10 protein-coding genes are annotated in these 12,150 nt (G+C 65.3%); 5 read left to right on the forward strand and 5 right to left on the reverse strand.

Features of this window, described 5'->3' with window-relative positions; translation table 11 throughout:
• Positions 1–59: 59 nt before the first annotated feature.
• The gene (locus L8G49_RS00225) at positions 60–965 is read right to left on the reverse strand and encodes a LysR family transcriptional regulator (RefSeq protein WP_242181631.1); all 906 of its coding nucleotides are present in this window, start codon (positions 963–965) and stop codon (positions 60–62) included.
• Between the two features lie 89 nt (positions 966–1,054).
• Between L8G49_RS00225 and L8G49_RS00230 the strand changes: the two genes are divergently transcribed.
• Positions 1,055–1,924: an aldo/keto reductase family oxidoreductase gene (locus L8G49_RS00230; protein ID WP_242181633.1), complete on the forward strand. Its 870-nt coding sequence runs from the start codon at positions 1,055–1,057 to the stop codon at positions 1,922–1,924.
• Positions 1,925–2,363: 439 nt separating this feature from the next.
• Here L8G49_RS00230 and L8G49_RS00235 read toward each other — a convergent pair whose 3' ends face one another.
• Entirely contained in the window at positions 2,364–3,572 is a 1,209-nt protein-coding gene (locus L8G49_RS00235; RefSeq protein ID WP_242181635.1) for a hypothetical protein, read from the reverse strand.
• Between the two features lie 304 nt (positions 3,573–3,876).
• Here L8G49_RS00235 and L8G49_RS00240 point away from each other — a divergent pair, with 304 nt between their 5' ends.
• A complete protein-coding gene (locus tag L8G49_RS00240) occupies positions 3,877–4,122 on the forward strand; it encodes a DUF3253 domain-containing protein (RefSeq protein WP_242181637.1) in 246 nt (81 codons plus the stop codon).
• A gap of 227 nt (positions 4,123–4,349) precedes the next feature.
• On the opposite strand, the gene L8G49_RS00245 is transcribed toward L8G49_RS00240, so the two are convergent.
• Entirely contained in the window at positions 4,350–6,416 is a 2,067-nt protein-coding gene (locus L8G49_RS00245; RefSeq protein WP_242181639.1) for a PAS domain-containing protein, read from the reverse strand.
• Between the two features lie 130 nt (positions 6,417–6,546).
• Positions 6,547–8,058 carry a PAS domain-containing protein gene (locus L8G49_RS00250; protein WP_242181642.1) on the reverse strand — a complete coding sequence of 504 codons (1,512 nt, stop codon included), beginning with the start codon at positions 8,056–8,058 and terminating at the stop codon, positions 6,547–6,549.
• A 321-nt stretch (positions 8,059–8,379) separates the two neighbouring features.
• On the opposite strand from L8G49_RS00250, the gene L8G49_RS00255 reads away from it, so the two are divergent.
• Together L8G49_RS00255 and L8G49_RS00260 are read left to right on the forward strand one after the other, a co-directional pair.
• Positions 8,380–9,501, forward strand: coding sequence for a PHB depolymerase family esterase (locus L8G49_RS00255; protein WP_242181643.1), 1,122 nt, complete (start codon positions 8,380–8,382; stop codon positions 9,499–9,501).
• A 188-nt stretch (positions 9,502–9,689) separates the two neighbouring features.
• Positions 9,690–10,457 carry a DNA polymerase III subunit epsilon gene (locus L8G49_RS00260; protein WP_242181645.1) on the forward strand — a complete coding sequence of 256 codons (768 nt, stop codon included), beginning with the start codon at positions 9,690–9,692 and terminating at the stop codon, positions 10,455–10,457.
• A gap of 340 nt (positions 10,458–10,797) precedes the next feature.
• Here L8G49_RS00260 and L8G49_RS00265 read toward each other — a convergent pair whose 3' ends face one another.
• Positions 10,798–11,190 carry a helix-turn-helix domain-containing protein gene (locus tag L8G49_RS00265; RefSeq protein ID WP_242181647.1) on the reverse strand — a complete coding sequence of 131 codons (393 nt, stop codon included), beginning with the start codon at positions 11,188–11,190 and terminating at the stop codon, positions 10,798–10,800.
• Positions 11,191–11,292: 102 nt separating this feature from the next.
• Between L8G49_RS00265 and L8G49_RS00270 the strand changes: the two genes are divergently transcribed.
• Complete coding sequence (locus tag L8G49_RS00270; protein WP_242181648.1) at positions 11,293–12,012, forward strand: SDR family oxidoreductase; 720 nt, start codon at positions 11,293–11,295, stop codon at positions 12,010–12,012.
• Positions 12,013–12,150 lie beyond the last annotated feature (138 nt).

Genomic DNA, 12,150 nt, shown 5'->3' on the forward strand with positions numbered 1-12,150 from the left:
GCCATCCTCGACCGCGCGCTCATGCGAGCATCATCACGGCGTGCGCAACGCGCGGTCCGCTAGATCGCCTTCGCCCTGATGAACTCGATGAACGCACGCAGCGGTGGCGGCACCAGGCGACGGTCCGAATAGTAGAGGAACGGCCCGGAAAACGGCTGCCACCAGTCCTGCAACACCGGCTCCAACGCGCCGCTTTCGAGATGCGGGCGCAGCCAATCCTCGAACACCGAGATGATCCCGACGCCTGCGATGGCGGCGTCGACGGCGAGATCGGTCGCCCCGCCGACCTGCACGATCAACGGTCCGCGCGGTTCGACGCGCACGATTTCTCCGGCACGCTCGAACTCCCAGGGGCTGGTCAGGGCACCGCTCGCAAAACGTCCGAGCACGCACGCGTGATCCAGCAGGCTGCGCGGGTGATCCGGGCGGCCATGTCGATCGAGATAGGACGGCGCCGCGGCCGTCGCCATGCGCTGGACACGCGGCCCGATGGGCACCGCGATCATGTCCTGCTCAAGTCGTTCGTCGTAGCGGATGCCGGCATCGCACCCCGCGGCGAGCACGTCGACGAAGCTGTCTTCCGCAACGATTTCCAGCCGGATTCCGGGATGTGCGGCTAGGAAACCGGGCAGGATCGCGGGCAGCACGAGCCGCGCGGCACTGATCGGCACGTTCAGTCGAAGCGCCCCCGCCGCGCCGTCCCGGAAGTGGCCGACGGCGTCCAGGGCTGCGTCGACTTCGCCGAGTGCCGGGGTCAGCCGCGCGATGAGCGCCGCACCGGCCTCGGTTGGCGTGACGCTGCGCGTCGTGCGGTGGAGCAGGCGTGCGCCGAGCCGTGTCTCCAGGCGGCGCACGGCTTCGCTCAGCGTGGAGGCGCTGGCACCGCTCGTCCGCGCCGCGTCACGAAAGCCGCGCGCTTTCGCGACCGCGAGGAACGCCGTCAGGTCTCCGAGGTCCGCGTCCATTGTCCGGTTTTCCGTACAGCCCGTGCGAACCATGCAGGATTATCGCGCACTTCGGCAACGACTATCTGGAGGGGGAAGAGGAGAACGACATGAACAGGATCGAACAGGCCGGCAGCTTCCGGATCGGTGACCGCACCGTGAAGCGGCTCGGCTATGGTGCCATGCAACTGGCCGGACCCGGCGTGTTCGGCCCCCCGCGCGACCGCGATACCGCGCTCGCCGTCCTGCGCGAAGCGATCGCGCACGGGGTCGACCATATCGATACCAGCGATTTCTATGGGCCGCACGTCACCAACCAGATCATCCGCGAAGCGCTGCACCCGTATCACGACGAACTGACCATCGTGACGAAAGTCGGCGCGGTTCGCGGCGACGATGGCTCCTGGAACCCGGCGCAGGACGCAACCGCGCTGACCGCGGCGGTGCACGACAACCTGCGCAACCTCGGACTGGACGTGCTGGACGTCGTCATTATGCGGCTGATGGGAGAAGGCGGCGACCATGGCCCGGCGGAAGGTTCGGTCGAGCCGCAGCTGACCGCGCTCGCCGCGCTGCAGGCACAGGGACTGATCCGCCATATCGGGCTGAGCAACGCAACGCCCACGCAGGTCAAGCAGGCGCGCGGCCTCGTCGACATCGTCTGCGTGCAGAACCAGTATAACCTCGCGCATCGCGGCGACGATGCCTTGATCGATACGCTGGCCGCGGACGGCATTGCCTATGTGCCGTTCTTCCCGCTTGGCGGTTTCAATCCGCTTCAGTCACAGATCTTGTCCGACGTGGCGGCCACACTGGACGCGACGCCGATGCAGGTCGCTCTGGCATGGCTGCTGCGGCGGTCTCCCAATGTCCTGCTGATCCCCGGCACCTCGTCGATCGCGCACCTCCGCGAAAACCTCGCCGCGGCGGCGCTGACGCTTCCCGACCAGGCGGTGGCGGCGCTGAACGGTATCGGCTGACCAGCGCATGGCTCCGGTCGCGTTCGAGTAGGTCGCAGCGGGGGTGGGACGGGTTCGCAAGCAGGTTGAGTACCGCGTTCACGTCACGTCGGCGTGCGGCCGATCCTATGCGCGGACGGCGGTGTCGGGCTGAACTTGGGCCGTGCCGAACGTCGCCTTGCTTTGCACGACGTGCTGGCGCGGGTCGGCAGGCACGGCGCGGCCATCTCGGTAAGGCCCGTGCCTGCATCGACATGAAGCGCGGACCGAACAGCCGATCTCGGCAATCATGCTGGGCGGCGGACCAGACTTCGCGTCGGACGACCTGCCGTTGAGAGCCCCCGCCGGACTGGGACCTGCGCGACCTGTACGAGAGGATGTTCTCGCAGCTGATCGGAAAGGGCCGCCCCTAGGGTCGTGCAAAACGGGACGAGCGCTTCGGCCATGCGTTCATGCCGGCTCACCGTGCAGGTGTCTTGGCACCCACGTCGATCGCGCGAAGGGCATAGCGCCCCGGCGGCAGCAGCAGCGCGACGTCCTCACCCGGACGGATCGCGACGCGGTCCATCGGTACCGACAGATCGGGCTCCCCCAACGGGCGCGCCTCGATCACGCGCCAGCCGTGCAGCGGGTACAGTGCGCGCGGGATGGCGACAAGCTGGTCGCTTGCGGCCCGGCGCCATTCGGGTCGGCACTGAACGAACCGTGCCCCCGGGTGATCGACCACCAAATCAAAGCTCCCGGCGGGCTGTCCGGCAGGCAACACCGCCAGCCGCGTCGTGGCACCGCCGCCACGACAGGTCGTTTGCGAGATGGTCAGTGGGTCGATCCCGGTCTTCTGCTTCAGCCGCGCCGCCATCCAGCGGGCGCCTCCCGCCTGTGGCACTTCAGCCGCGTGCGAATACCCGACATGGACAAGCAGGTGTGCGCGCGGGTGGCTTGCGACGAACGCCGCCAACAGGGTCGCCTGCAACTCCTCGCGTGTCGCGATCTGTTCGGCCGGGGTCGCGCTTGGGCTGGGCTCGCGTACGTCCTCATATGCCAACAATGTGTAACCAAGTGTCTTGGCCGTGCGCCCGAACCGCCCATAACCCGCCTCCGACAGATAATGCCCGTCGTCATCTGCGAAATAGTTGCGTTCCGGGTGGAGGCGGAACGACGGCAGGTACCGCGCCGGTACGTCCGCAGGCGGGTTCGATAGCGTCTCGAGCGCAAGCACGTCGTAGCCAAGCGGTCGCAGTGCGCGCGCGACCCGAGCGCTGAAGCCCCGATGTTCCGAGCGTTCGTGACTTTCGTTGATGATGACGATGCGCGTCTCGCGTGCGCGGCGCGCGATCTCCGCTAGCACGGGAGTTGCCGACGCGAGCGGCGCGCAATGGGTCGGCGTGTAACTTGGGCTCGACGGCGCGATAAGGTCCTCGCGCCCGAACAGGCTTAGCGTCTGGAGATCGCTGTCGGGACCGACCGGATGGTCAGGATCGATCTGCGCGAGATGCTCGACCTTGTTGGCGAGCATGCCCGGAAGCTGCGCCACGGAAGTGACGGCCACCGGCGCGATCAGGACGACGGTCCCATCGACGGACGGGCGCCCGGCGGCCGACCCGGCGGTGAGGGTCAGGAGGGACAGCGCAATCGAGCGCGCGGCGCGGCGATGAGGCAAACGAGGCATACGGCCTACGGTATCGCACCCACCTACCATATTCCACAGGATTACCCGGCAACAAGCATGTGCCCGAACGCCATCTATCAGCTAAGTTTTCGCAAATGGGGTAACGATTGGCTTATCGGTAGGATTGCTTCGGAAACGAACGCTGAGCCGCGATCGCCGCTTCCTCTGCGGTGTGGCTCGTTACGTCGAGGCGTTGAACACACGCAAATTCGTCTGTCCAGTCGCGTCGCAAGACCTGATTGCGTAAGGGAACAGATGACGGTCACCGCTTGACCGATCGGCGTGCTGGGCCGACGCAGTCCGAATGACGGATCCAAAGGCAGCCATACTGTCCATACTCGAGCATCGCACACCGGGGGCGACGATTTGTCCGAGCGAGGTGGCCCGCTCGATCGCGCAGGACTGGCGAAGCGCGATGCCTGCGGTCCACGCAGCAACGGATGAGCTGGTCAGCGACGGACTGATAGGACTGAGCTGGAAGGGGCAGCAGCAGGAAACGCGATCGGGACCTTACAGGATCCGACGACTACCGCTACACTCCCCGCGCTGATCGCTCGAGCATAGCGGCATGGAGCGCCGCCTATAACGGGCCGAACGACAATAGCGATCACCCGATCCCGCACGCTGGCGAGACTGCGCCCGATGAACAAGTTACGATGCCTGCCGCTTGTCGCCGGCGCCGCCTCGGGCGTAGTCAGCGCGGGGGGTATCGCGATCCTCCGCCCGGCGAGACGCTGAGGACCATATCCGACGACGGTGCCCCATCGCATCCCTCCCTCAGGCAAACATCCCTGGCAACAGGGCCGTAAGGCTCGCTGCCAACTCGGCGTGCCGGAACGGCTTGGTCAATCGCGGCAGGTTCGATGCAACCCCTTCGATCTCTGCGTAGCCGGACACCACGAGGACCGGCAGCGAAGCCAGCAACGCACGGGCTTGAAGCGCGAGCTCTACGCCACTCATCCCGGGCATGAGATGGTCGGTAACGAGGATGTCCGGTTGCGTGCCGCCCCGCATCAGACGGAGGGCATCTTTCGCCGACGCAGCCTCGATCACCTCAAAGCCGAAACCGGATAGCATGTGCGCCGTGCTGATCCGAACCAGTTCCTCGTCATCGACGAGAAGCGCGACGCCGCGGCCCAGGCCTGTCGGTGGCGCTGGGATCGCTCCATCCCCGTCGTCCGGCATCGTTGCACTGATGGGAAGCCACAGGTCGATCGACGTCCCGGCACCGGGCTCGCTGTCGATCGTCAGGCCTCCCGCGAGCTGAGCGGTCAAGCCGTGGACCATCGAAAGTCCGAGGCCCGTGCCCTTGCCGATACCCTTGGTCGAGAAGAACGGTTCGATCGCGCGCCGGCATGTCTCGGCGTCCATCCCCAGGCCGGTGTCGCGAACGCTCATGCGAACGTAATGACCGCGCGCAAGGCCACGCCGATCGCCGTCGCGCACGCTTTCTCGAGCGGCCGCGATGGTGAACGAGCCACCCTCTGGCATGGCGTCGCGCGCATTCACGGCAAGGTTGAGGAGCGCCATTTCGAGCTGGTTCGCGTCGGCCTTCACGGGCGGCAGCTCGGCGATGTCCAACGTCATCTCGATCGCAGGGCCTAGCGTCGAGACCATCAGCCCCGACATGCCCTCGATCAGGCAAGACAGGTCGACCGCCGTCGCCTGGAGCGGCTGCCGGCGCGCGAAGGCGAGCAATCGCTGCACGAGCGTCTTTGCGCGCTCGGCCGACTGGAGCGCGCCGTCGATGAGACGTCGCTCACGCTCGCTCCCGATCCCCTTGCGCACCAGCATGTCGAGCGAGCCGATGATCGGCGTCAGCAGGTTGTTGAAGTCGTGCGCCACCCCGCCAGTGAGGCTGCCCATCGCTTCAAGCTTCTGACTCTGCCGAAGGGCATCCTGCGCCTCCTGAAGCTGCGCCTGATCGCGCAGCCGCTGGGTTACGTCGGTGACGAATTGGTAGGTCCCGATCGGCTCGCCGGCCTCATCCCGGATCGTGCGAAACTTGATTTCATAATAGGGACGCGCACGATCGGGATCGCCGAAATCTGCGACAAAGGTGACCTCCTCGCCCGACAGCCCGCGCGCCCATCCGGCACGGACCTGCGCCTGCTCCGCAGGGCGATTCGCCAGCAGATCGAGCATATTGTCGCCCACCTTGGGCCGTACGCCATAAATTCGCTCGAACTCGTCGGCGTTTGCCTTGTTGATGGCGGTGATGGCGTAGTCGAGATCAACGGCCATGATCATCATGTCGGTGATCTCGAACAGCGTGGCGAGCACGTTGCGCTCGGCGAGTTGCTTCGCAACCCGAGTTTCGAGAGTCTCATTCAACAGGCGAAGGCGGTTCTCGGCGAGCATCCGCTCGGTCGTGTCGAGCGCCGTCAGGAAAATGCCCTCGATCTCGTTCGTGCCCCCCCGGATCGGCGCGAAGCTGTAGTACCAGCATCGTTCGGTCAGTCCGTCGTCGCCCTCCATCATCAGGCGTTGGTTCTCGACCACGACGCCCGATCCCGTTTCGTAGACCTGGCGCGCCGCGGCGGTGAGGGACTGCCACATGGTCGGCCAGATTTCGCGCATCGGGCGGCCCAAGGCCCAGGGATGACGATCCCCGACGAAGGGACGATAAGCGTCGTTATAGAATAAGCGGAACTCCGGCCCCCAGTAGATGGCGCTGACCGCCTGTGCGTTGAGGCAGGTCGACAACGCCGAGCGCAGCGCTTGTGACCAGCTTTCCACGTCCCCATGCCCCGAAGCAGGCCAATCGTGTGCCCGCATCAAGGCGCCCATCTCGCCGCCGCCAGCGAGGAAGGAAGCAATCGGCGAGGCGAGCATGTCCGTCATCAACGATTCCCGGCCATGTCTTCAAACACGAACCTGCAACGAAGCCGTTCCAAAGCCGTGACGGCGATCCGCCGTGCTTGAAAACTGCCGGCAAGGATCAACCCTACGACGGACCGCGCTCGCCTGTTCTTCACCTCCAGCCGCGCCGTTCGAGCGTATTCCGGGCTTCGTTGTCGTTTTCGGCGCCGTCTGCCAGCGGAGCGATCGCCTTGAAGACGACGCCTTCCGGCAGATAGGAGACCTCGGCTGAGCCGGCGATTTCGTGCGCCAGTACACGCTGGATGAGCTGGGTTCCGAAACTCGTTCCTGACGGAGGTGCGACCAGCGGGCCTCCTGTTTCCCGCCATGTCAGATGCAGACTGTGCGGGTTCGGGTCGTCGTCCACTTCCCATATCAAATCGACCACCCCGTCTGCGGTGGACAGCGCGCCGTATTTCGTGGCGTTGGTGGCAAGCTCATGCAGCGCCAGCGCAAAGGCGACGACCAAACGCGGCGGGAGATGCAGATCCAGTCCGACGATCCTGAAGCGGCGATCGTCCTCGATACCAAACGGCGCCAGCGTGCGGTCGAGCAGAGAGCGCAACGAGGCGCTTTCGAACCGTTCGCTGATGAGCAATTCGTGCGCAGCAGACATGGCCTGGATACGCGCTTCCAGCGTTTTTCCAGCGTCCTCGACGGAGGTCGCTCGCCGCATCGTCTGCGCGACGATCGCCTGCAAGGACGCCAGGGTGTTTTTGACCCGGTGGCTCAGCTCATTGGCCAGAAGGGTCCGATGTTCGTCGGCCCGGCGACGATTGGAGACGTCCTGCGTCGTTCCGACGAGCGCAAGCGGCGTGCCGTCAGCGCAATAGCTGGCCTGCCCCCTGACCTGGACCCAGCGCAGTTCCCCGGTCGGCGTGTACAGGCGATATTCCACGTCGAGCAACGAACGCTCCCTGATGGCGCGTTCGATCGCATCTGCCTGGATCTGCCGATCGTCCGGGTGAACCGAGTTTCGCAAATCCTCGAAGGTCAGCGGATCGGATGGCGCACGGCCGCATATCTTCTTGCACTCGTCGGATGCCGTAAGACGGTAAGTATCCAAATCGATGCTCCACGAGCCCAGCCGGCCGGCTTCCAACGCGAACCGCAACCGCGCCTCGCTTGCCTGAAGCTCTTCGATCCTTTGTGCGACCTCGGCTTCGAGCGCATCGCGATCGCGCTGGAGGTTGACCAGCCGTTCGCGTTCCAGCGTCACGTCATATTGCGACGCGAAATAGTAAAGCAGATGACCGTCATCTGCGAACACCGGCGAGACGAGCAGCCGGTTCCAAAAGTGGGTGCCGTCCTTCTTGTAGTTCAGCAGGTCGATCTCGATCGGAACCCGGGCGCTGATCGCGTCACTGACGCGCTTGACGTCCTCCATATCGGTTTCCGGGCCTTGCAGGAAACGACAGTTGCGCCCGATGATCTCGCTGCGCGCGTAGCCGGTCAATTTCGTGAAGGCATCGTTGACGAACACGATGACGTTATCCGGCAGGCGTGGATCGGTGATGAGCATCGGCATCCGCGTCGCCCGGACTGCGGAAGCGAAGGGGTCGGGACTGTCCTTGCCGCGCGTCAGCTCGCGGACGATCCGCGCTTCTTCCCGAATATCTCGCACGCATCACTCCGATTACAATCCAACGCTCTTATGTCGTTGAACACGGCTACCTTTCCTACGTTTTAGCCGCAGCGGGCGCGGTTGGCCAGTGACGTTGGAACGAGGCAGGACCAGCCCCTCGCCACCGGTTGATGACTGACGGATAACGGCCGCTCATTCATCGTCGGTGCGGATCGCCAGTAGCCTCGCACTGCGATCGATTACGACCTGTCACGCTGCTGGAGGCAGAGCCGACCCTTGCGATCAGCCAAAGCGGCGCCATATGCTGCACTGCAGCAATGGCGCATTTTCTCGCTGAGATGCTGCTGCAGGAGGCGAGATATGCGCAATCCATTCTTCGACGCGATTGCAAGAGGTGATGGCGGAACGGGGGCAGCGGACCGGCTCGTCGACCTGCCCGTATCCGGTACAAATCCCGGCGCTCTGCGTGCCCGCGCGTACGTGCCAGCGCGCCTGGCGGAACACCCTGCGCTCGTGGTGGTATTGCACGGTTGCACGCAGACGGCAGCAGGCTACGACCACGGCTCGGGTTGGTCACGGCTTGCCGACCGGCATGGCTTCGTGCTCCTCTACCCGGAGCAGGACCGCACCAACAACGCCAACCTGTGCTTCAACTGGTTCGAGCCGGGCGACATCGCACGCGGCCAGGGCGAGGCGCTGTCGATCCACCAGATGATCGAAGCGGTCGTGGTCGCTCACGGTATCGAGCGCGACCGCATCTTCGTCACCGGCTTGTCGGCAGGCGGCGCAATGGCATCGGTCATGCTCGCGACCTATCCGGAAACGTTCGCAGCCGGCGCGATCATCGCCGGCTTACCGTACGGTTGCGCGACGAATGTGCAGCACGCCTTCGGCGCGATGCGCTCTGGCGGGCGGACCCGCCCCGACGCGCTGGCCGAGCTCATCCGGCGCGCCTCCGATCACGACGGGCCCTGGCCCGACGTTTCGGTTTGGCACGGGAGCGGTGACGCAACGGTCAACCCGGACAATGCCGACGCGATCGTCGCGCAATGGTTGCCGCTTCACGGCATCGCCGGGGCGCCGCACGTGACCGACGTCGTCAATGGGTATCCGCATCGCGCATGGCGCAACGCCGACGGCCGGATCGTGGTGGAAGCGTATAGCATCACCGGCATGGGCCACGGCATCCCGCTAGATACCAACGACGCGGGCTCGGTCGAGGTCGCAGGGCCGTACATGCTCGACACCGCAATTTCGTCGTCGCAACGGATCGCCGAGTTCTGGGGCCTATGCTCGAACACGAGCGCACAGTCGGATGCGGTTGGACGTGCGCAGCACATGGATCCAGGCATTTCCGGCACGAATCTCACGCACCGCGTCGCGCAGGCACGGAGGCTCTACCCCGATCCCAAGCCCGCGCCCGTCGTCGAGGTACGCCGTATCATCGACGATGCGTTGCGACGCGCGGGGCTTCTCAAGTAGCGCGTACTTCTGGTCCTGTCCGCACGGCGCCTCGAGGGACGCCCGGGGAATGAACCCGGGGGGACGGCGCGGCTGTTCGCCTAGCTGGCTACCCAAGGCGGGCTACCGGACGGAACCGATCCCGCAAGTCGGACCTGCCAACCGAAGAACATTGTAGGAACCTGCATTCGGCGTTATCTTTTAGAGACATGGCGATTTCTGCGAATTCCGCCCGTAGGCGCATCCGGGTCATCGATCTGGAGACGGCTGGCTCCGCCTCGCACAGTGTGTGCGAGATCGGCTGGCAGGACGTCATCCAGGAAACCACTGGCCGCTGGGAGCTCGACGAGGAGCGTGGTGCCCGGTTCGTCAATCCCGGCGGGCCGATCTCGACGCAGACGATGGCGATCCACCATATCGTGGACGAAGACGTGGCAGGAGCGCCATTCTGGAAAGACGTGGCGCCGCAGGTCCTGCGGCCGACCGGCGGAACGGTCGCATTGGCGGCGCATCGGGCGACGTTCGAGCAGCGTTTCTGCTTGCCGAGGCTGTCAGGCGGTGCCCGCTGGATTTGCACCTGGAAGTGCGCGCTGCGGACATGGCCCGCCCTCCCCAGTTTCTCCAATCAGGGTCTGCGCTACGAGCGCATGCCGACTGGCCTGGATCGTGCGGTGGGCCTCCCCGCGCACCGGGCAATGCCGGATGCCTATGTTACCGCGCACCACCTGCGCGATATGCTCAACGCTTCCTCGCTGGAGCAGCTCCTGGCGTGGAGCGAGCAGCCTGGCCTTTTGCCGCGCGTACCCGCCGGCCCCGACCGGAAGCGGCCATGGGGCGAGCTGGGCGACGACGCGCTGGCGGGCTATGCCAGGGATCGTGACATGGACATCCGCTTCAGCGCAGAGACCGAACAACGTCGTCGCGGAAACCAAGCCGCAGTCCCGGAGAACGCCGTGATCCAACCCTCGCTCCTCTGAGCGGCACGATCTTGTTCCGTGTCATGATTGTCCACCGGTCGTCGCGGACCGCTCTCTCCGGCCAGCGCTGATCGGTGACGCCATGCGGCCGCCGTTCCCGTCGATTGCCGCTTGGCATTCTCGGCGGCGTAGAATGCCCTGGTCCAGCAACGGAATGCGCGGCGCTGCCTTGCGTGAAAACCAGATGCCGATAGGCGACGGCATGGTCGCGCTCGGCAGCGAGCGTTCCGGCGCCTTCTGGACGGAACGGCGCGGCGGTGCCGTAGCGTGGCGTTGCCATCTTTTGCAAAGGGGTCGTGATTCGGGACCGCGCGAGAGGGGGGTTGCGTGGCGCTGATTGTTAGATTTCCGCCTGCAACCGGTCGCCCTGTTTCAATGCGTCATAGACACATTGCGCGCTTTGCAGCGCGGCGCCGTTGGCGAGCGCCCAGGTGTAAAGGGCGGCAAAGGGTTCGCGTAGCGAGCAGCCGAGATCGGTAATCGTGTATTCGACGCCGATCGGCTGCGTCGGCAGGACCTTGCGACTGATCAGGCCGTTGCGCTCCAGACGTTTCAACGCCTCGGACAAGGCCTTGTGGGTGATGCCATCGAGACGGCGCTTGAGGTCGTTGAACCGCGCCGGGCGCGTGCAGAGGACGCTCAGGATCAGCACCGTCCACTTGTTGGCGATATGATCGAGGATGGGCCGCGTCGCGGCGACATCAAGCGGCAGTTCGAGCACGTCTGTGGCCATAGGTATACGCCTCAATATCTACGCACCATCAGGTGCCTTCTTGTGATTAGATATACACTTTATATCTTTCTGTCATCATTCGTGATGGAAGGACGTACGAGCATGCTTTCAGGAAAAATCGCGGTCGTTATCGGTGGCCATGGCGGCATCGGGGGCGCCGTCGCGGACCGGTTCGCGGCGGAAGGCGCCACGGTCTATGCCACCAGTCGCCACGCGCAAGAAGGAGAAGTCGATCGCGGGGCCGGCAAGCTGCGCGCCCGCCGCGTCGATGCCGCCGATCTGGCCGCGCTCGGCGCCTTCTTCGAGACGGTACGGCACGAGGTCGGCCGGGTGGACGTGCTGGTCGTCAACGCCGGCATGGCGGAGTTCGCTACGCTCGACGCGATCAGCGAGGATCATTTCGACCGGATCTTCGATCTGAACGTGCGCGCGTTGCTGTTCGCCGCCAGGGGTGCGACGGCGATCATGCCGGACGGTGGATCGATCGTGTTGGTGGGCTCGATCGCCGCCGCGATCGGCACCAAAGGCTATGGCGTCTATGGGGCGACCAAGGCCGCCGTGCGTTCGTTCGCGCGGACCTGGGCCAACGAGCTTGCGCCGCGCAACATCCGAGTCAACGTCGTCGCGCCGGGACCGACGGACACTGCGATGATGGCAGCGGCGTCCGAGGAGGTCCGTGCGACGCTTTCGCAGCTGATCCCGCTCGGCCGTATGGCGCGTGCCGAGGAAGTGGCTTCGGCCGCGCTGTTCCTCGCCAGCGACCAGAGCAGCTTCATCACCGGTGCTGAGCTTCCGGTCGATGGCGGCATGGCGCAGGTCTGATCCCGGCCCGAAGAAAGACCGATCGAGGCTCGGCGGCTATCGCAGCCGCCGAGCCATTGGCGGTCCCGGCGTCGATGCCAGCATCCGGCGCACCGCCGCCAGCTCCGTCGTCGGGCGGGAACCGTTGCGTTCCAATCC

The organism is Sphingomonas sp. CARO-RG-8B-R24-01, assembly GCF_022662295.1.
In the GTDB taxonomy this organism is placed as follows: Bacteria; Pseudomonadota; Alphaproteobacteria; order Sphingomonadales; family Sphingomonadaceae; genus Sphingomonas.

What these genes read in the sequence shown, in the direction of transcription:
- L8G49_RS00225 (WP_242181631.1), bottom strand. Translation starts at nt 965, where the DNA reads ATGGACGCGGACCTCGGAGACCTGACGGCGTTCCTCGCGGTCGCGAAA.
- L8G49_RS00230 (WP_242181633.1), top strand. Translation starts at nt 1,055, where the DNA reads ATGAACAGGATCGAACAGGCCGGCAGCTTCCGGATCGGTGACCGCACC.
- L8G49_RS00235 (WP_242181635.1), bottom strand. Translation starts at nt 3,572, where the DNA reads ATGCCTCGTTTGCCTCATCGCCGCGCCGCGCGCTCGATTGCGCTGTCC.
- L8G49_RS00240 (WP_242181637.1), top strand. Translation starts at nt 3,877, where the DNA reads ATGACGGATCCAAAGGCAGCCATACTGTCCATACTCGAGCATCGCACA.
- L8G49_RS00245 (WP_242181639.1), bottom strand. Translation starts at nt 6,416, where the DNA reads ATGACGGACATGCTCGCCTCGCCGATTGCTTCCTTCCTCGCTGGCGGC.
- L8G49_RS00255 (WP_242181643.1), top strand. Translation starts at nt 8,380, where the DNA reads ATGCGCAATCCATTCTTCGACGCGATTGCAAGAGGTGATGGCGGAACG.
- L8G49_RS00260 (WP_242181645.1), top strand. Translation starts at nt 9,690, where the DNA reads ATGGCGATTTCTGCGAATTCCGCCCGTAGGCGCATCCGGGTCATCGAT.
- L8G49_RS00265 (WP_242181647.1), bottom strand. Translation starts at nt 11,190, where the DNA reads ATGGCCACAGACGTGCTCGAACTGCCGCTTGATGTCGCCGCGACGCGG.
- L8G49_RS00270 (WP_242181648.1), top strand. Translation starts at nt 11,293, where the DNA reads ATGCTTTCAGGAAAAATCGCGGTCGTTATCGGTGGCCATGGCGGCATC.